The organism is Streptomyces sp. MNU89, assembly GCF_020982505.1.
Taxonomy (GTDB): Bacteria; Actinomycetota; Actinomycetes; order Streptomycetales; family Streptomycetaceae; genus Streptomyces; species Streptomyces xinghaiensis.
In genome coordinates, this window is sequence record NZ_JAJKLL010000001.1 from 6,884,321 (window position 1) to 6,901,144 (window position 16,824).

At 72.9% G+C, this 16,824-nt stretch carries 17 protein-coding genes and 1 pseudogene; 6 read left to right on the forward strand and 12 right to left on the reverse strand.

The annotated features are described in order from the left end of the window. The first annotated feature begins 99 nt into the window (after positions 1–99). Complete coding sequence (locus E4N63_RS29570) at positions 100–1,476, forward strand: acyltransferase family protein (RefSeq protein WP_230242169.1); 1,377 nt, start codon at positions 100–102, stop codon at positions 1,474–1,476. Here the strand turns inward: E4N63_RS29570 and E4N63_RS29575 are convergent. Together E4N63_RS29575 and E4N63_RS29580 are read right to left on the reverse strand one after the other, a co-directional pair. Beyond that, a complete protein-coding gene (locus E4N63_RS29575; RefSeq protein ID WP_230242171.1) occupies positions 1,457–2,212 on the reverse strand; it encodes a ZIP family metal transporter in 756 nt (251 codons plus the stop codon). The two genes, E4N63_RS29570 and E4N63_RS29575, sit on opposite strands and share 20 nt — an antisense overlap. 9 nt (positions 2,213–2,221) lie before the next feature. Continuing rightward, the gene (locus tag E4N63_RS29580) at positions 2,222–2,770 is read right to left on the reverse strand and encodes a DUF6098 family protein (RefSeq protein ID WP_308188761.1); all 549 of its coding nucleotides are present in this window, start codon (positions 2,768–2,770) and stop codon (positions 2,222–2,224) included. Between the two features lie 146 nt (positions 2,771–2,916). Here E4N63_RS29580 and E4N63_RS29585 point away from each other — a divergent pair, with 146 nt between their 5' ends. Together E4N63_RS29585 and E4N63_RS29590 are read left to right on the forward strand one after the other, a co-directional pair. After that, positions 2,917–4,116, forward strand: a complete 1,200-nt coding sequence (locus E4N63_RS29585; RefSeq protein WP_125624682.1) for a hypothetical protein — start codon at positions 2,917–2,919, stop codon at positions 4,114–4,116. Between the two features lie 12 nt (positions 4,117–4,128). Beyond that, positions 4,129–4,733, forward strand: a pseudogene (locus E4N63_RS29590) (hemerythrin domain-containing protein). A gap of 129 nt (positions 4,734–4,862) precedes the next feature. Here E4N63_RS29590 and E4N63_RS29595 read toward each other — a convergent pair. From E4N63_RS29595 to E4N63_RS29610, 4 genes are all read right to left on the reverse strand, one after another. Continuing rightward, the gene (locus E4N63_RS29595) at positions 4,863–5,684 is read right to left on the reverse strand and encodes an SDR family oxidoreductase (protein ID WP_230242174.1); all 822 of its coding nucleotides are present in this window, start codon (positions 5,682–5,684) and stop codon (positions 4,863–4,865) included. 87 nt (positions 5,685–5,771) lie between these two features. After that, positions 5,772–5,939: a hypothetical protein gene (locus E4N63_RS29600; protein WP_185831265.1), complete on the reverse strand. Its 168-nt coding sequence runs from the start codon at positions 5,937–5,939 to the stop codon at positions 5,772–5,774. 132 nt (positions 5,940–6,071) lie between these two features. Further along, complete coding sequence (locus E4N63_RS29605) at positions 6,072–6,323, reverse strand: hypothetical protein (protein ID WP_125624679.1); 252 nt, start codon at positions 6,321–6,323, stop codon at positions 6,072–6,074. A gap of 451 nt (positions 6,324–6,774) precedes the next feature. After that, on the reverse strand, positions 6,775–7,002 hold the full coding sequence (locus E4N63_RS29610; protein ID WP_185831264.1) for a hypothetical protein: 228 nt from the start codon (positions 7,000–7,002) through the stop codon (positions 6,775–6,777). Positions 7,003–7,228: 226 nt separating this feature from the next. Here E4N63_RS29610 and E4N63_RS29615 point away from each other — a divergent pair, with 226 nt between their 5' ends. Continuing rightward, a complete protein-coding gene (locus tag E4N63_RS29615; RefSeq protein ID WP_125624678.1) occupies positions 7,229–8,443 on the forward strand; it encodes a phosphatidylserine/phosphatidylglycerophosphate/cardiolipin synthase family protein in 1,215 nt (404 codons plus the stop codon). A gap of 123 nt (positions 8,444–8,566) precedes the next feature. On the opposite strand, the gene E4N63_RS29620 is transcribed toward E4N63_RS29615, so the two are convergent. Together E4N63_RS29620 and E4N63_RS29625 are read right to left on the reverse strand one after the other, a co-directional pair. Then, the gene (locus tag E4N63_RS29620; RefSeq protein ID WP_125624677.1) at positions 8,567–9,271 is read right to left on the reverse strand and encodes an NADPH-dependent F420 reductase; all 705 of its coding nucleotides are present in this window, start codon (positions 9,269–9,271) and stop codon (positions 8,567–8,569) included. A gap of 154 nt (positions 9,272–9,425) precedes the next feature. Further along, positions 9,426–10,409, reverse strand: coding sequence for a GlxA family transcriptional regulator (locus tag E4N63_RS29625; RefSeq protein WP_230242179.1), 984 nt, complete (start codon positions 10,407–10,409; stop codon positions 9,426–9,428). Between the two features lie 129 nt (positions 10,410–10,538). Between E4N63_RS29625 and E4N63_RS29630 the strand changes: the two genes are divergently transcribed. Next, positions 10,539–11,381, forward strand: coding sequence for an NAD(P)H-dependent oxidoreductase (locus E4N63_RS29630; protein WP_125624675.1), 843 nt, complete (start codon positions 10,539–10,541; stop codon positions 11,379–11,381). A 15-nt stretch (positions 11,382–11,396) separates the two neighbouring features. Here the strand turns inward: E4N63_RS29630 and E4N63_RS29635 are convergent, their stop codons facing one another. From E4N63_RS29635 to E4N63_RS29645, 3 genes are read right to left on the reverse strand one after another with little or no spacing between them, the layout of a single operon-like run. Further along, complete coding sequence (locus E4N63_RS29635; protein WP_019707970.1) at positions 11,397–11,831, reverse strand: response regulator; 435 nt, start codon at positions 11,829–11,831, stop codon at positions 11,397–11,399. Beyond that, complete coding sequence (locus E4N63_RS29640; protein ID WP_125624674.1) at positions 11,828–13,477, reverse strand: sensor histidine kinase; 1,650 nt, start codon at positions 13,475–13,477, stop codon at positions 11,828–11,830. Before E4N63_RS29640 ends, E4N63_RS29635 begins: the two co-directional genes overlap by 4 nt. Further along, positions 13,459–14,670, reverse strand: a complete 1,212-nt coding sequence (locus E4N63_RS29645; protein WP_125624689.1) for a PP2C family protein-serine/threonine phosphatase — start codon at positions 14,668–14,670, stop codon at positions 13,459–13,461. Before E4N63_RS29645 ends, E4N63_RS29640 begins: the two co-directional genes overlap by 19 nt. 441 nt (positions 14,671–15,111) lie before the next feature. Between E4N63_RS29645 and E4N63_RS29650 the strand changes: the two genes are divergently transcribed. Continuing rightward, positions 15,112–15,942, forward strand: coding sequence for an endonuclease I family protein (locus E4N63_RS29650; RefSeq protein ID WP_230242181.1), 831 nt, complete (start codon positions 15,112–15,114; stop codon positions 15,940–15,942). 253 nt (positions 15,943–16,195) lie between these two features. Here the strand turns inward: E4N63_RS29650 and E4N63_RS29655 are convergent, their stop codons facing one another. Then, positions 16,196–16,738 carry a DUF6817 domain-containing protein gene (locus E4N63_RS29655; protein ID WP_228429641.1) on the reverse strand — a complete coding sequence of 181 codons (543 nt, stop codon included), beginning with the start codon at positions 16,736–16,738 and terminating at the stop codon, positions 16,196–16,198. Positions 16,739–16,824 lie beyond the last annotated feature (86 nt).

Consider the following 16,824-nt stretch of genomic DNA (forward strand, 5'->3'; position numbering starts at 1 on the left):
CGCCGTGCCGATACGGCCGGACGGCGGCGCGAGGGTCTGTACGGTGCGGGGAAGGGCCCGCCGCCGACCGCGGGAAGACACAGCACTGGAGGTGCACGGATGTCGGGAGTGCCGCAGACCCCGGTGGAGGACCACCGGGACGCGCGGGGGGCCGGCCGGTCGGAGCCCGGTCCGACGGCCGCACCCGGCTCCGGGGGCTCCGAACGGGACCCCTTCTTCGACAACGCGAAACTGCTGGCGATGGTGCTGGTGGTGGTGGGCCACGCCTGGCAGCCGCTCAAGGACAGCCGCGCCGTCTGGGCCGCGTACTTCTTCCTCTACACCTTCCACATGCCGGTCTTCATCCTGCTCTCCGGCTACTTCTCGCGCACCTTCCGCGGCCGGCCCCGGCAGGTGCAGCGGCTCGTCGCGGCCGTCCTCGTGCCGTACGCGGTCTTCGAGACCGTCTACACCCTCTACGGCAACGCCGTCGACGACCGCGGCAACGACATCAGCCTGCTGACGCCCTGGTACCTGACCTGGTTTCTGATCGCCCTCTTCGTCTGGCGGCTCACCGCACCGCTGTGGCTGGTGCTCCGCCCGTCCCTGGCCATCGGGTTGTCCGTCGTGATCGCCCTGCTCGGCGCGGCCTTCGACGCGGACCCCGTCCTCAATCTCGACCGGGTCCTGCAGTTCCTGCCGTTCTTCGTGCTCGGTCTGCTGATGCGCCCGGAGCACTGGGACCTCGTCCGGTCCCGGTGGATGCGGATCGTCTCCCTCCCCGTGTTCGCGGCGGGCGCGGTCACGGCCTACTGGGCCCGGGGCCGGGTGACCTCCGAGTGGGCGGTGCGCAGCAAGACCTGGGAGCAGCTCGGCGCGGACTGGCCGGCCGGCGTCGCCATGAGCCTGGCCCTGCTGGTCTGCTCGCTGCTGCTCGCCGCGTCCTTCCTCGCCTGGGTGCCGCGCCGGCAGCACTGGTTCACCGCCTTCGGCGCCGGGACGCTGGTGGCGTATCTGCTGCACGGTCTGATCATCCGCACCGCCGCCTGGGAGGGCTGGTACGAGCCGCGGTTCTGGCACACCCCTGCCGGCGAACTGCTGGTCACGGTGTTCGGTGTCGGCCTCGCCCTGGTGCTCACCTCGCCCCCCGTGCGCCGCGCCTTCCGCCCGGTCGTCGAACCGACACTGGACTGGGCGTTCCCCGGCCGGCCCGGTGCCGCGCCGGAGACGCCGCCGGGAGCGCGGACGGCGCCCGGGACGGGCGCGCGGGGCGGGGCGGAGGACGGGGCGGAGGACGGAGGCCCGTCGCAGGGCACCGCCGCCCCCGGGACGCCGGAGTCCCGGCCGGAGCACGCCGAGGCCGGAGCGGCGACGGGCGCGGGCGCCGAGCCGGGGACGGGAGGGGACCCGGACCCGGGAAGGCGCCCTGAGCCCGTCCGGGCGCGGGGGCGGGCAGCGCAACGCGCCCGGACGGCGATCAGATGTGCGACAGCGTGAAGGACACCAGGAAGCCGCACACCAGGATCAGCCCGATCGCCAGATGCGCCCGGTCGAACGCCTCCGGGATCATCGTGTCGGCGATCATCGCCAGTATCGCGCCCGCCGCGACCGCCGTCACCGCGGCCACCACCGCGGTGGACAGGCCGCCCACCACCGTGTAGCCGAGGACCGCCGAGACCGTGCTCGCGGCCGCGATCGCGCCCCACACACCGAACACATAGCCCCTGCCGCGCCCGGCCTCCCTCATTCCGGCCGCGCTCGACAGCCCCTCCGGCAGATTGCTGAGGAAGACCGCCGTCACGGTGACGAGGCTGACCGTCCCGCCCTCCAGCAGGCCCACCCCGATGACGGCCGACTCCGGCACCCCGTCGAGCAGCGCCCCCAGCGCCAGCGCCCGGCCGGACCCCGCCTGCTCCGCCTCCGAGGGCTGCAGCCGGTGGTGGCCGGACCTCTTGCGGTGCCGCGCGCCCCGGCGCGCCAGCACCACGTTGCCCGCGGTGTACGCGACCGCGCCGCCGGTGGTGCCGATGACGGCCGGGGCCAGCCCGGCCAGTTGGTACGCCTCGCCCACCAGCTCGAACGAGACCGCGGACAGCAGCACACCGGCGCCGAACGCCATCACCGAGGCGATGAGGAGCCGGGGAACCCGCAGGGTGTAGCCGATGAGCGCGCCGATCAGCAGCGCGGAACCGGCGACCAGGCCCCACCAGCCGGCTTCCAGGACCTGTGGCATGGCGCCCGGTCACTCCCCCCGGTCGTTCCGGCCGGTCCGCGGCCGGGCACTGTTCCGTGCCGCGCCGGGGGCATCGCCCGGGGCGCGGTCCGCGCCCCCGTCCATGAAGTCGTGCGGTCTGCGCAGCGGCCCCCACGGGCCCCGCTGCCGCGCCACCTCGGCCCGTGCCTCCGCGATGACCTCGGCGGCGATCCACGCGACCGGACGGACCCGCGCCACCAGCGGCTCGTTGTCCGGACCCCGCCCGGCCTCCTCGCCCGTGAGGACCCAGGGGCGCACCCGAGGTCCCTCGGCCTCCCGCAGATGACTGTAGTCGTACAGCCGCCGTGCCACCCACAGCAGCGTCGGCCGGTCCCCCCACCACGCCTCCACCCGCAGCGGATTGGCCGACAGCCCGGCCAGCGGAACACCCGTCAGGCTGTCCCTGCTCACCCCGCCGTGCCCCCGCAGATCCGTCTGCGGGCCGCGCGACCAGCGGACGAAGACCGGATCGACGCGCTCGACGAGATCCGCCAACCGGTGGAGCGAGGTGAAGACCGGAAGCTCTGCTGACGCCATGACGCTATCGGTTACCCGGCGCCCGCCCGGGGCAATCCGGGCCCGGCAGCCTTGGGCCGACCGGGGAACACGGCGCGGATTCCCCTTTTGCGGCGACGAGCCCGGGGTACCCAGCACTCTCGTCACTCCCCGCAACCGGAGGTCCGATGTCCTTCAATCCCCTGGAGCAGCGCGGCATTCCCCTGGACCGCCAGCTCCGCACCTGGCGCGAACTGGACGTGGAACCGATCGACCCCGACCACACCGACCCGTACACCCGCTGCCGGATCATCACCATGAACGGGATCGAGGTGGAGGCGATCCTCTTCAGCCACCAGTTCGCCCGGCACTGCCCGGACCCACAGGTGAAGCAGCAGCTCGCCCGGACCCGCTACATCGAGGCACAGCAGCAGAAGGCGGTCAACTGGCTGCTGCCCGGCGTCTCCTCGGTCCTGGAGACGACCATCGCCTACGAGCAGGTGGCCGTCGACCTCACCGCCTGGGTCGCGCGGATGGAGCCGGACCCCTATCTCCAGCAGGCCTACCAGTTCGGCGTGCTGGAGGACTTCGACCACCTGTACCGGTACGCCAACCTGTACGAGATGATCGAGCACCGCAAGGCCGAGGAGATCGTCGACGGCCTGACGGAGGTCATGCCCGGCCGCCCCACCCCGATGCACCACCGCAACCCGGTCGACAACGTGCGGGAGCCGTACGACAAGACGCGCACCGACCCGCTCTCCAAACTGCACGCGCTGACCATCATGTCGGCCGAGCAGCAGACGATGAACTTCTACATGAACGTCGGCCCGACGTACATGGAGCCGATCGCCCGCCGCCTCTACCAGGAGATCGGGCTCATCGAGGAGGAACACGTCACCCACTACGAATCCCTGGTCGACCCGGGGGAGACCTGGTGGGAGCAGCTCGTCAACCACGAGTACAACGAGTGCTACCTCTACCACTCCTTCATGGAGCAGGAGACCGACCGCAAGGTGAAGGCCATCTGGGAACTCCACCTCAACATGGAGCTCGAACATCTGCACATCGCGTGTGACCTGATGCGGCGGCACGACGGCCGGGACCCGGCCGAAGTCCTGGCCCCCGAGCTGCCCAACGTGCTCACGTTCGAACCGAACAAGGCATACATCAGGGAACTCATCGCCACCCAGCTGGACCTGACCACCCTGGGCACCGGCTACGTCCGCGACGCACACGAACGTTTCGAACAGATGCAGCAGAACATCCACACCGACGGCGGCGCGCCGAGCGACCAGGTCCTGGCCGAACACAGCGACCGGTTCGGCCGCGACTACCGCATGGAGACCGAGGGCGAGCACCCGGTCCCCGAACTGCGCCAGAGCTGAGGGGGAGAAGCAATGAGCCAGACGACACCCGCCGGCATCCCCGATGCCCCCGACGCCGAGAAGGACGTCGTGGCGCTGCTCATGCAGCAGCACGGCGAGATCCGCAACCTCTTCGACGAGGTGGAACGGAGCGAGGGCGACGCCCGCCGCGACGCCTTCCACCGTCTCGTACGGATGCTCGCGGTGCACGAGACGGCCGAGGAGGAGATCGTCCATCCCTTCGTCAAACGCTCCGTACCGGGCGGTGAGGGCGTCGTCGCGGAGCGGCTGGAGGAGGAGCGCGAGGCCAAGGAGCAACTGGCCCGGCTGGAGGACATGGACACCGGCGACCCGGGCTTCCTGCCCGCCCTGCTGGCTCTCCGCATGGACGTGATGCGGCATGCCCGGGCCGAGGAGCGCTACGAGTTCGCCCGGCTGCGCCGGCTGAACGACCCCGCCAAGCTGGCGAGCATGGCCCGCGCGCTGAGGATGGCGGAGGCCACCGCGCCCACCCACCCGCACCCGGGGTGGAGTCCGCCGCCAGGAACATGGCGCTCGGACCGCTGGCGGCCATCGTCGACCGCACTCGTGACACCCTCCGCGACGTCATGGCGAAGGACGACGGCAGGTCCGGCTGACCCCGGACGCGAACGGCGGACCGCCCGCCGGGCCAGTGTGAGGCCCGGCGGGCGGATACCGTGCCTGCCGGGCCTTGTTCCGTGTCCCGCCTCCGGACCGCCGCAAGCCGCGTGGCCCGCGCGGGCATGTCAGCCCCGGCCGGGCCCCTCCTCGGTGCCCGAGCCGGGCCGGGCCATCAGCCGGTGCGCCGCCGCCTTGACCGAGTCGGGCAGCACTCCGCTCGCGGCCTCCTGCACCTTCGTCCGCGCCGAGCCCGTGACGGCCTTCGGCTTCCCCTTCATCAGCGCGGCGAAGGCCTGCTCGGCCACCTGCGCCGGATCGTCCTTCGGCCCCTGCGCGATCCGGGTGTCCTCCATGCCGGCGCGGCGGAAGAAATCGGTGTCCGTCGGGCCCGGCATCACCGAGGTGACCGTGACCCCGGTGTCCCTCAGCTCGTCCGCCAGCGCCTCCGCGAACGACTGGAGGAAGGACTTGGAGGCGTTGTAGACGGCCTGGTACGGGCCGGGCATCGTCGAGGCGACGGACGAGGTGATGAGCAGCCGGCCCTCTCCCCGGGCGGCCATGCCGCGCAGCAGCCGCTTCGCCAGATGGACGGTCGAGGAGATGTTGAGGTCGATGATCTCGGCCTCGTCGGCCAGGTCCGTCTCCAGGAACGGGCCGCCGCGGCCGACTCCGGCGTTGAGCGCCGCGGCGCTCACCGGCCGCCCGGCCGCGGCGGTCTCCGCGTACAGCCGCTCCACCCCGTCGTACGTCCGCAGGTCGGCCCGGACCGCGCGGATGTCCGCGGCCGGGACGGCCGACCGCAGCCGGTCCACCGCCCCGGCCAGGCGTTCGTCCTCGGCGTTGAGCAGAAGGTCGAAGCCGTTCGCGGCGAACTGCCGGGCCAGTTCGAATCCGATGCCGCTGGAGGCACCCGTCACCACGGCCAGGGGCCGGTTGTCGTCACTCATGCGTGACGGGTACCCGCGCTCCGTGTCCCAACCCCGCCGCGGCGTTCCGCGGTGGTTCGCACGCGTCCGGCGCCGGTGGGCGCGGGCTCAGCCTTCCTCCCGGTAGTCCTCCGGGGAGACACCGGCTTCCTCCAGGGCCTCCCGCATGTTGCGGCCCGCCCCGTCGCGGGTGCGGTCCCTCGCCTCCTCCGCGGACGCGCCCAGCACGTCGTCGGTGGACGTGGTCTTCTCCTGGCTTTCCTCGGGGGTGGTCATCTGTTCTCCTCATTCGTCTGTGTCCTGGCGGCCCGGCTCTCCCGGTGGCCGCCCGGCCGGGGCCCGGCAGCCACCGGATGTCGTGACGCGCCCGGGTACCCGGGGCCGGGACGCTCATGTGTCCCCGGCGCGTCAGGCGCCGCGCTCGGCCGCCAGGGTCTGCAGGCGGCTCGCGATCTCCGCCAGCTCGTGGTCGGAGGGGGCGTCCCCGTCCGTGATGAGCGCGGTGAGGTCGTCCCGCGAGACGATCTCCACGGCTCCCCGGTAGCGGTCGCCGTCCAGCTCGGCGGCGGGCACGATCTGCTCCCGGCCCTCCAGCAGGACGAGCACGGGTTGCCGGTCCGGTGACCGGAGCAGGTCCCGGACATGCTCCTGGGTGATCACATGTGATCCTTTCCGCGGGTTCCCTGTCGTCACGGGGCGGCGGTCCGTTGCTGCCGCCCCCGCCTCTGCGGGTGGCCGCCCGGACGCCGGCGCATCACCGGAGCCCGCGCCGGCCCCTGACCGACGGGTGTCCGCCGGGCGCCGCCCCATGCCTCGGCCGCGGACACGGACGGGAGCCCGGGCCGGGCACGGCCCGGGCGTGAGGAGGCGGAGGCGGGCGCCGGGCCGGGACGAGGCGGCGCACGCAGGGCGGCGCGGAGACGCGCGGAGAGACGCGGGTGGGACGGGGGATGCGTACGCCGTGTTCGTCCGCACACGGAAAGGGGCCCCGGAACCCGGGCCGGGCTCGGAGCCCGGCCGTGGGGCCGTCCGGGGCCGTCCGGCGTCCGGGGCCGGAAGCCGCACCCGGGGCCGCCGCCGGACCGGGGGAGCGGCCCGGCGACGGCCCCGGTCAGGCGAGGCGCAGCGCCTGGAGCGCGGACCGGGCCTGCTGGGAGGTGACGCCCTCCAGGGCACCCTCACCCCGGGCCAGGCCGTCCGCGATCGACTCCAGCAGATGGCGGAGCGTGGCGCACTCCCCGTCCGGGGTGCTCAGGCAGACCAGCCCTTCGGGGCCGCGCCGTACCGTCAGCCCCGGCTGGTCCGTGCTCATCCACTGACCGTAAGTGGTGTTGTCCATCGGACCATTCTGCAAAACGGCCGGCCCGCCGCGCAGCAACACCGCACGACATCATCCCCGAACGGTAGGGCCGGGCGGTGGAACGGGCCGGTCCCGGCTCCCGCCGCGGCGGTATCGGGCGGGACCGCGAACGGCGGGCCGCCCGTATTGGACCGGCCGGATTCGGGCAGCTGTTCGGTACAGTCGGCTGGAACCCCCGGCCCCCGACCAGCACCGAGGCCACACCATGAGCACCGTCCAGGACAGACCCGAACCCGCACTCCCCGGCGCGGAGAACCGCGGGACGGCGGACCGCAAGCAGCGGATACGCCGCAGGCTGGAGCGGCTGCTGGGCATCGCCGCCACCGAGGGCAACGAACTGGTTCCGCTGCGGAACGGTGACCGGATCTTCCCGGCGATGCTGGAGGCCATCCGCTCCGCGGAGCACACCGTCGACATGATGACGTTCGTCTACTGGCGCGGGGAGATCGCCCGCCAGTTCGCGGAGGCGCTCTCCGAGCGGGCCCGGGCCGGTGTGCGGGTGCGGCTGCTGCTCGACGGATTCGGCAGCCGGCCCATCGAGAAAGACCTCCTGGAGATGATGGACGAGGCGGGCGCGCAGGTGGCGTGGTTCCGCAAGCCGCTGTGGATCTCGCCGTTCAAGCAGAACCACCGCTGCCACCGCAAGGCCCTGATCGTCGACGAGCGGACCGCGTTCACCGGCGGTGTGGGCATCGCCGAGGAGTGGTGCGGCGACGCCCGCAACGAGAACGAGTGGCGCGACACCCACGTGCGGATCGCCGGCCCCGCTGTGGACGGCATCGCCGCGGCCTTCTCCCAGAACTGGGCGGAGTGCCACGACCTGCTCTTCGACGAGCACGACCGGTTCACCGCGCAGGACGCCCCGGGCGGCGCGGTGGTGCAGGTCGTGCGCGGATCCGCCGGCTACGGCTGGCAGGACATGCAGACCCTGGTCCGGGTGGTCCTGGAGTCGGCGGAGGAGCACGTCCGGCTGGCCACGGCCTACTTCGCCCCGGACGAGTACTTCGTCGACCTGCTGTGCGCCACCGCACGGCGCGGGGTCGCGATCGACGTCCTGCTGCCCGGGCCGCACACCGACCAGCGGGTGTGCCAGCTCGCCGGCCAGCGCCACTACGAGGATCTGCTGGCCTGCGGGGTGCGGATCTGGCAGTACCAGCCGACGATGATGCACGCCAAGGTGATCACCGTCGACGGGGTCGCCTCCCTGATCGGCTCCACCAACTTCAACCGCCGCTCCCTCGAACACGACGAGGAAGTGATGCTCACCGTGCTCGACGAGACCTTCACCGGCCGGCTGAACGCCGACTTCGACGAGGACCTGAAGGCGAGCGAACGCATGGTGGCCGGCCGCTGGAAGAGGCGGCCCGTGGCCCAGCGGGCGCGGGAGGCGCTGACCGCCCCCCTCCGCCGCTTCCTCTGACCCTCTGGCCCGGGAGGACCCTGGGCCGGCCCGGGCCGGGAGAGCGGTGTGACCATACGTGCCGCGTCCCGGTGCGGGCGCCGGGCCACCGGAGGACGCGGCGGGACGCGGCGGGCGCGTTCTTCAGCGGCGGACCGCGTGGAAGAGCCCGCTCATCTCCTCGGCCGTCAGCTTCGCCCCGAAGACCCTGGTGCCGGGCTGGTGCCGGCGGCCGCCCTGGCCGAGATTCCCGGCGTCGACCGGGTCGAAGCCGATGTCGCGGATCAGGCCCGCGACCACGGCCTTGGCGTCCTCGTCACTGCCCGAAATGGGGATGGCGAGCCGGTCCGGCGCGCCCTTGGGGCGGCTGCCCGCCCGCAGGTTCTCCCAGTAGACGGCGTTGAACGCCTTCACCAGGTTGGATCCGGTGTGGGCGCGGATCTTCTGGCTGGAGGTGATGCGGTCCCGGTCGAGATCGGGGTCGTGCCCGTCCCGCTCCGGGAAGTAGTTGCAGGTGTCGATGACGATCTTCCTGCTGAGCGAGTCGGACGGCAGCTCGTGGTACCTCCCGAACGGGATGGACACCACGACCACGTCACCGAAGCGCGCGGTCTCCTCGGCCGTCAGGGCCCGGGCCCGGGGGCCGAGCTCCGCCACCAGGTCCCGGAGGGTGTCCGGACCCCGTGAGTTGCTGACGGCCACCTCGTAGCCGACCCGGGTGAAGTGCTGGGCCAAGGCGGAACCGATGTGCCCGGCGCCGATGATTCCGATCCGCATAGCGTGTCCCTCTCTCGCGGGCTCTCGCTGGTCGCTTCGCTCCGCCGGCACGCGGGCGAGCACGTGCCTCATGCCCGGAGTGCCCGTGCCCCGTGCCCGGAAACCTGGCCCACCGGCCTCTCGGGCCTCTTGAGGGGTCCCGGCGCCTTGTGCCGCTCCCGCCCGTCCCGCCCGGCGGACCCGCCGCCGGGGCGCCGGCCGCTCCGCCGGCGCGAGGGGCGGCGGATCAGGGGACCCGGAAGGTGGCGCGGTAGGCGCTCGGCGAGACGCCCAGCGCGGCCCGCAGATGCTGCCGCAGTGAGGCGCCCGTACCGAAGCCCGCCTCCGCCGCGATCCTGTCCACGGGCAGATCCGTCTCCTCCAGCAGCTCCTGGGCCCGCTCCACCCGGCGCCTCGTCAGCCACTGCACCGGCGTCAGCCCGGTCTCCTCCCGGAACCGGCGGCTGAACGTCCGCACGCTCATCGAGGAGTGCGCGGCCAGCTCACGGAGCGCGATCGGCCGGCCGAGCTGTTCCTCGGCCCAGGCCCGGGCCGGCGCCGTGGAGGAGAGCCGCGGTTCCGGGACGGGGCGCGGCACGTACTGGGCCTGGCCGCCCTCGCGGTGCGGCGGTACGACGGTGTGCCGGGCGAGCGAGGCCGCCACCGCCGCACCGTGGTCGCGGCGGATCATGTGGAGGCACAGATCGATCCCCGCCGCCTCGCCCGCCGAGGTCAGGACGTCCCCGTCGTCGGTGTAGAGCACGCAGGGATCGAGGACGACGTCGGGGAAGAGCTCCCGGAACCGCGCCGCGGACTTCCAGTGGGTCGTCGCCGGGCGGCCTTTGAGAAGTCCGGCGGCGGCGAGCACGAAGGCGCCCGTGCACACGGAGGCGATCCGCGTCCCGGGCCCGATCCGGGCCAGGGCCGCGGCGGTGGCGGGGGAGAGGTATCCCGTGGCGTGAACCTCGTCGTCGTCCCGCGCGGCCGGGACGATCACGGTGCGGGCCTCGTCCAGCGCCTCGGGACCGCATCCGACCCGGACCGGGAAGTCGGCATCCGTGCGGATGTCGCCCGGCTCGGGCGCACAGGTCACCACCTCGTACAGCGGTTCCCCGTCCGCCGACCGGGCCCGCCCGAACAACTGGTGCACCACGCCGAGTTCCATGGGAATCAGCCCGTGCCGGACGAGGACGGCGACCGGATGACGGTCCGGGTACCGGAAGACGGCCATGGCGCGATCCTTGCACATAGCGGCCGTCCGGCCACTCGTTCCGGCGGCGCCCGGCCCGAAGAATCTCCACCGAGGCCGGGGCGGAGCCGCCCCGGCCGAGAATCCGCAAGACCGGAAAGGGACCGTCACATGCGCGTGCTGTGGATCCACGCCCACCCCGAACCGCACTCCCTGAGCGCCGCCCTCCGCGACGAGGGCCTCCGCGCCCTGCGCGAGTCCGGCCACGAACACCGGCAGAGCGACCTCTACGCCATGGGCTGGGACCCCGTCGTCGGCCGCCGCGACTTCCCGGACCACGAGCCGGAGCGCCGCCTGGTCGTCTCCACCGCCTCCAAGGCGGCCCACCTCTCCGGGCGGCTGAGCCCCGACATCCGCGCCGAGCAGGAGAAGATCCGCTGGGCCGACACCCTGATCGTGCAGTTCCCGCTCTGGTGGTTCGGCCCGCCGGCCATCCTCAAGGGCTGGTTCGACCGGGTCTTCGTCAAAGGCTTCGCCTACGGCGTCAAGGACCCGGCGGACGGCGGCCGCACCCTGCGCTACGGTGACGGCGGCCTCGCCGGCCGGCGCGCGATGGCCGTCGTCACCACCGGCGGCGCCGCGCCGGCCTTCGGCCCGCGCGGCATCAACGGCGACCTCGACAGCCTGCTCTTCCCGCTGCACCACGGCACGTTCTGGTACACCGGCATGGAAGCCGTCCCGCCCTTCGCCGTGTACGACGCGGACCGCCTGGACCCCGCCGGGTACGCGGCCGCCGCCGCCGGGCTGCGCGAACGGCTGCGCACCCTGCCGGACACCGAGCCGATCCCGTTCCGCCGTGAGGCGGGCGGGGAGTACGACCGGGACTCCGTGCTGCGCGGGGACGTCGCCCCCGGGCGCACCGGGACGGCGGCCCACCTCGCCGCGAGAGCCCCGGCCGGCCGGGACGGCGGCCGTGTGCCCTGCGGCGCCGGGACCGGTGCCGGGGACCGCTGAGCGGGGCGGGAGCGGTCAGCGGTTCGGCAGCCGGACCACCGTCAGGAAGAACTCGTCGATCTGCCGGATCGCCGAGATGAACGCGTCGAGGTCCACCGGCTTGGTGACGTACGCGTTGGCGTGCAGCTTGTAGCTGCGGAGGATGTCCTCCTCGGCCGCGGAGGTGGTCAGGACCACCACCGGGATGGTGGACAGCTCCGAGTCCGACTTGATCTGCTCCAGGACCTGCCGCCCGTCGTACTTGGGGAGGTTGAGGTCCAGCAGGACAAGGTCGGGCCGGGGCGCCCCGGCGTGGGCTCCGCGCTGGTACAGGAAGTCCAGCGCCTCCTCACCGTCCTGGACGACGTGCAGGGTGTTGCCGATCTTGTCCTCGAAGGCCTCGCGGGTCATCAGGACATCGCCGGGGTCGTCCTCGACGAGCAGGACCTCGATCGGGCGGGGGGTGTTCATGTGGTGGCTTCCTCATGGGCGGTGACAGAGTGCGGAACCGCCCGGCCGGGCAGCGTGAAGCAGATGCGGGTGCCCTCGGCCAGGTCGGTGTCCAGGGTGATCTGACCGCCGTGATGCTCGACGATCTTCTTGCAGAGTGCCAGACCGATGCCGGTTCCGGTGTACGTCTCCCGGCCGTGCAGCCGCTGGAAGATGATGAAGACCTTCTCGCTGAACTCCGGCGGGATGCCGATCCCGTTGTCGGTCACGCAGAACCGCCAGCTCCCGTCCTCCCCGGACTGCTCGGCGGTGATGGTCACCTCGGGGACGCGGTCGGGGGAGCGGAACTTCACGGCGTTGCCGACGAGGTTCTGCCAGAGCATCGCCAGGGTGGTCGGGTCGCCCGTCACCTCGGGCAGCGTCTCCGGGCGCTCGACGCGGGCACCGGACTCCTCGATCGCGGTCGAGAGGTTGGCCAGGGCGCGGTCCAGCGTCTCGTCGAGCGCCACGGGCCTGCGGTCGTCGTTGACCCGGCCGACCCGGGAGAACGTCAGCAGATCGTTGATGAGGATCTGCATCCGCTTCGCCCCGTCGACGGCGAAGGCGATGTACTGCTTGCCCCGGTCGTCCAGTTCGTCGCCGTACCGTTTCTCCAGCAGCTGGCAGAAGGAGGCCACCTTCCGCAGTGGTTCCTGCAGATCGTGCGAGGCCACATAGGCGAACTGCTCCAGCTCGGCATTGGAGCGCCGCAGCTCGACGGCCTGGGCGTCGAGGTCGCCGGTCTGCTGGGTGAGCCGGGCCTCGCGGTTCCGGGTGGCCTCCAGCTCCTCCACGATCCGGTGCCGCATCGCCTCCACGGCCAGGGCGACGGCGCGCACGTCGGCGGGCCCGGCCGCGCTGATGCGGTGGTCGAATTCGCCGTCGGCGACCCGCTGGGACGACTCCCGCAGGGCCAGCAGCGGTCCGCCCACCGTGCGGCGCAGCAGCACCGTCAGGGCGATGGCGGCCAGCACGAAGCTGATGATCATCAGCCCGTAGACCCAGTCCCGGGTGGTGCGGGTGGAGATGAGCTCGGCACGGGCCTCGGCCTTGGCCTCGGCTATGTGCTCGTTCTGCTTGGTGAACAGCGCCCGCAGCCCGTCGAAGGACTCCCTGCTCTTCTCCAGCTCCGGGGTGTCGCCGGTCTCCTGCTCCCCGGAGCTGGTGCGCTCGATGAGCGGTACGGCATGGGTGGAGCGCCAGCCATCGGCCGCCTGTTCGATGGCGGAGAGGTCCTCGGACATCACCTGGTCCGGCCCGACGAGCGACCGCAGCCGCGCGACGGACCTCCGCTCCTGGGCCCGGCCGTCGGTGTAGGGCTCGAGGAACCGGTCGTCCCCGGTGAGGACGTACCCGCGGACCCCCGTCTCCTGGTTGAGCAGGGCGCTCTGGAGCTGGTACATCTCGGCGCGGGCCGGCTGGATGCGCTCGACCAGGTCGTTGGACTGCCGCACGGTGCTCGACAGCAGCTGCGCGCCGACGACGGCGCCGCCCAGGACGAACAGCAGCATGAGCGAGAGGATGAGCTGGAACCAGCCCTGCACGGTCAGCCTGCGGCCGGTGAAGGCCGAGCCGCCCGGCCGGGGGGCCCGCGGAAGGGACGAGTGGGTCACCGGGGCTTCCTCCATCCGACGCTGACGACCGCGACATCGTCGGCCAGGCCCCCGTAGTCGGCCGCGGCCAGTTCCGCCCCGTCCACCAGGGCGTCCACGAAGTCCTGCGGGCCGAGACCCGCGCAGGCCTCGCCCGCCGCGAGCTCGCAGAGCCCGTCCTCGCCGAGGCGCTCGCGGCCGGGACCGGTCCGTCCCTCGAACAGTCCGTCCGTGAACATGACCACCTCGGCCTCGTCGGGCAGCGGGAGTTCCGTCTCCGGCCAGCCGACCGTGCCCAGACCCAGGCCCAGCGCGGGCCCGCCCGGCGGCTCCACCAGCTCCACCTCGCCCTGGGTGCGGATCAGCAGGCCCGGGTGGCCGGCGCGGACCACGCGCAGGCTGCGCCGGTCGGGCGGGAGCGTGAGCGAGGTGAAGGTGACGAAGACGGGGGAGTCGGCCCGCTCCGCGACGGTGATCTTCTCCAGGAGCTCCGCCAGGTCGCTGCCCTCGGTGCCGCACAGCACGGCCGTGCGCCAGGCGACCCGCAGGCAGACGCCCAGGGCCGCCTCGGCGGCGCCGTGCCCCGAGACGTCACCGATCACGGCGCGCACCGTGCCGTCCGGCGTCTGCACCACGTCGTAGAAGTCGCCGCCGAGGAGGGCCTGGGCGCGGCCGGGTTCGTAGCGGGCCGCGATGGTGAGGTCGTCGGTGTGCAGCAGCGGCGTGGGCAGCAGGCCGCGCTCCAGGCGGGCGTTCTCCTGTGCCCGGAGCCGGCCGGCCTGCAGATCCGCCGCGGTCTGCTCGACCTGCTTGCGCTGGACGGCGTAGCGGATGGCGCGGCCGAAGAGTTCGGACTCCAGTGCGCCCTTGACCAGGTAGTCCTGTGCGCCCGCGGCCACGGCGGCGAGGCCGGCCTCGCCCTCGGCGCGGCCGGTCAGCACCACGACGGCCGTGCTCGGGGCGGCGTTGAGGATCCTGGTGACGGCGGTCACGCCGTCGGCGTCCGGGAGGTGCAGGTCGAGCAGGATGCAGCCGGGCATCAGCCGCGCCCCGGCCAGCCACTCCTGGGCCTCGGCCAGGGACCGCACCCACGTCAGCTCGGTGCGGATGTCGCTGTCCGCGAGAAGTTCCTCGACCAGCAGGGCGTCGCCCGCGTCGTCCTCCACCAGGAGGAGGGACTCCGGGTCGCCGCGCCAGCGCGGCCGCGACATCCCGGCGGTGCCGAGCATGTCGGTGGTCACTCCGCCCGCGCCGTTGCCGGGCTCCGGACGAGGACTCGGCACATCCTTCGTACCGCTCACAACCCCCACCCTCCGCCCAGCCGGGCTGCCTCTATGTCTGCTGGACAATACTGTCCGGTCCACCTTGCCACCAGGAAGGTGTCCCTTTTAACGCATCATGTGTGATTTTTTCCATATTCGGGTTTCGCCGGGCATGCACAGATGGTGATGCCGGCGGTGCGTGTCGACGACGGGGGGCCCGGGCCGGTGAGGGCTCCGTGGTCGCACCCTCTTCGCCGGACCTCCCCGCCATGTTCACGCCATAGTGATCTATCACGAGGAGACTCCTGGGCACCCGAACGCAGGTTCGGGCGTGTCGGAAGTCTACGCGCGTTGCGCATCGGCGGCCGGCACGGACCCCGAGCAGAGGACCGGATATGTCCCCCACCCGTGTCACCCGCTGGAAGCAGCTGGCGCTGCTGGCCGGCGGCCTCTCGATCGCCCTCGCCGCCCCCACGCCACCGCGGCCGTCGCCCCTCCGGCCCCGGCACCGGTGCCGCCACAGCGCTCACGGCGGCCGGCGGCACCGCGTACGACGACTCGTACTACCAGGACGCGCTCGGCCGGACCGGCCCGGCGCTCAAGGACGCGCTGCACGGCATCGTCAGCGAGCAGACGAAGCTGTCCTACTCCCAGGTCTGGGCCGCGCTGAAGGCCACCGACGAGGACCCGGCCGACCCGTCCCGGGTGGTCCTGCTCTACAGCGGACGCTCACAGAGCAAGTCCGAGAACGGCGGCGCCGCCGACGAGTGGAACCGCGAGCACGTCTGGGCCAAGTCGCACGGGGACTTCGGCACCGCGACGGGCCCGGGCACCGACATCCATCACCTCCGTCCGACCGATGTCACCGTCAACAGCGCGCGCGGCAACAAGGACTTCGACGAGGGCGGCTCCGAGGTCGGCGAGGCCCCCGGCAACTACACCGACAGCGACTCCTGGGAGCCGCGCGACCGGGTCAAGGGCGACGTGGCCCGGATGATCTTCTACATGGCGGTGCGGTACGAGGGCGGTGACGGCTTCGCCGACCTCGAACTCAACGACAGGGTGGGCAACGGGTCGAATCCCCTGATGGGCCGGGTGTCCATGCTGCTGGAGTGGCACGAGCAGGACCCGCCGGACGCCTTCGAGAAGAACCGCAACGAGGTCATATACGCCGACTTCCAGCACAACCGGAACCCGTTCATCGACCACCCGGAGTGGGCCGGGGAGATCTGGGGCTGAATCGTTCCGCCCCGTACCGCCGCGGAACGCCGGCCGGAGGCGGTCCGGCGATCCGCTCCGGGCCGGCCGGGCCCCCGCCGGCCCGGCCGTGCCCGGCCCGGCCCGGCTCCGGTCCGCCCCGCCCCGGGCGAGCGCCGTGCGGCGGGGCGGACGCCGGGGCGGACCGGAGCGCGCCAACAACCGCGCGCTCCGTCCGGGCCCCCGGTCCGCCGGCCGTCCACCGGCCGTCCACCGGAGCGGCGGGCGCCCCGGCTCAGAACAGCACCGCGCGGCACTCCGCCCACGCGGCCTCGCTCAGCAGCGGGCGGAGCCGGGTGAGGAGCGCCCTCAGTTCCTCGCCCCGCCGCCGGCGGAACTCCGGGCTCACCCGGGCGATGTCCAGTTCATTGGCGGCCGTCAGCTCCGCGAAGTCCCGGAGCCGCTGCGGGCCGGGATGGAGGACGCGGCCGGAGAACCGGTCCCGGAAGAGCGGCGGATCGTCCAGGAGCGCCGGATACGACACCTTCCGGTCGCAACTCGCGTAGAAGTACACCAGCGCCTCGGCCTCCGCGCCGATGGCCGCCGCGAGTTGCGGGCGGCGGGCGAGGGGCAGCAGCGCGGAGGGAAAGCCGTCCGTCCCGTAGAGGGCGTGGCAGAGTCCGGCGAGCCGGAGGGCGGGCCGGGCGTCCCAGTCGCCGAGGAGCTCACCGACGCGGCGGACGTGCTCCAGCAGGGATCCGCCGGGATGCTCGATCTCCCCGGCGCCCAGCGCGCGGAGCAGGGTCATCGCATGGGTGGCACCGCTCAGGACGGGCATGCCGGTCCCCTTTCCCCGTTCGGAGGGCGGCGGGTCGGCACCCGTCCCCCGGCTGTCGCAGCGTTCCGGAGGAAGGTCTGCGCGGT

What these genes read in the sequence shown, in the direction of transcription:
- E4N63_RS29570 (WP_230242169.1), top strand. Translation starts at nt 100, where the DNA reads ATGTCGGGAGTGCCGCAGACCCCGGTGGAGGACCACCGGGACGCGCGG.
- E4N63_RS29575 (WP_230242171.1), bottom strand. Translation starts at nt 2,212, where the DNA reads ATGCCACAGGTCCTGGAAGCCGGCTGGTGGGGCCTGGTCGCCGGTTCC.
- E4N63_RS29580 (WP_308188761.1), bottom strand. Translation starts at nt 2,770, where the DNA reads ATGGCGTCAGCAGAGCTTCCGGTCTTCACCTCGCTCCACCGGTTGGCG.
- E4N63_RS29585 (WP_125624682.1), top strand. Translation starts at nt 2,917, where the DNA reads ATGTCCTTCAATCCCCTGGAGCAGCGCGGCATTCCCCTGGACCGCCAG.
- E4N63_RS29595 (WP_230242174.1), bottom strand. Translation starts at nt 5,684, where the DNA reads ATGAGTGACGACAACCGGCCCCTGGCCGTGGTGACGGGTGCCTCCAGC.
- E4N63_RS29600 (WP_185831265.1), bottom strand. Translation starts at nt 5,939, where the DNA reads ATGACCACCCCCGAGGAAAGCCAGGAGAAGACCACGTCCACCGACGAC.
- E4N63_RS29610 (WP_185831264.1), bottom strand. Translation starts at nt 7,002, where the DNA reads ATGGACAACACCACTTACGGTCAGTGGATGAGCACGGACCAGCCGGGG.
- E4N63_RS29615 (WP_125624678.1), top strand. Translation starts at nt 7,229, where the DNA reads ATGAGCACCGTCCAGGACAGACCCGAACCCGCACTCCCCGGCGCGGAG.
- E4N63_RS29620 (WP_125624677.1), bottom strand. Translation starts at nt 9,271, where the DNA reads ATGAGGCACGTGCTCGCCCGCGTGCCGGCGGAGCGAAGCGACCAGCGA.
- E4N63_RS29625 (WP_230242179.1), bottom strand. Translation starts at nt 10,409, where the DNA reads ATGGCCGTCTTCCGGTACCCGGACCGTCATCCGGTCGCCGTCCTCGTC.
- E4N63_RS29630 (WP_125624675.1), top strand. Translation starts at nt 10,539, where the DNA reads ATGCGCGTGCTGTGGATCCACGCCCACCCCGAACCGCACTCCCTGAGC.
- E4N63_RS29635 (WP_019707970.1), bottom strand. Translation starts at nt 11,831, where the DNA reads ATGAACACCCCCCGCCCGATCGAGGTCCTGCTCGTCGAGGACGACCCC.
- E4N63_RS29640 (WP_125624674.1), bottom strand. Translation starts at nt 13,477, where the DNA reads ATGGAGGAAGCCCCGGTGACCCACTCGTCCCTTCCGCGGGCCCCCCGG.
- E4N63_RS29645 (WP_125624689.1), bottom strand. Translation starts at nt 14,670, where the DNA reads ATGCTCGGCACCGCCGGGATGTCGCGGCCGCGCTGGCGCGGCGACCCG.
- E4N63_RS29655 (WP_228429641.1), bottom strand. Translation starts at nt 16,738, where the DNA reads ATGCCCGTCCTGAGCGGTGCCACCCATGCGATGACCCTGCTCCGCGCG.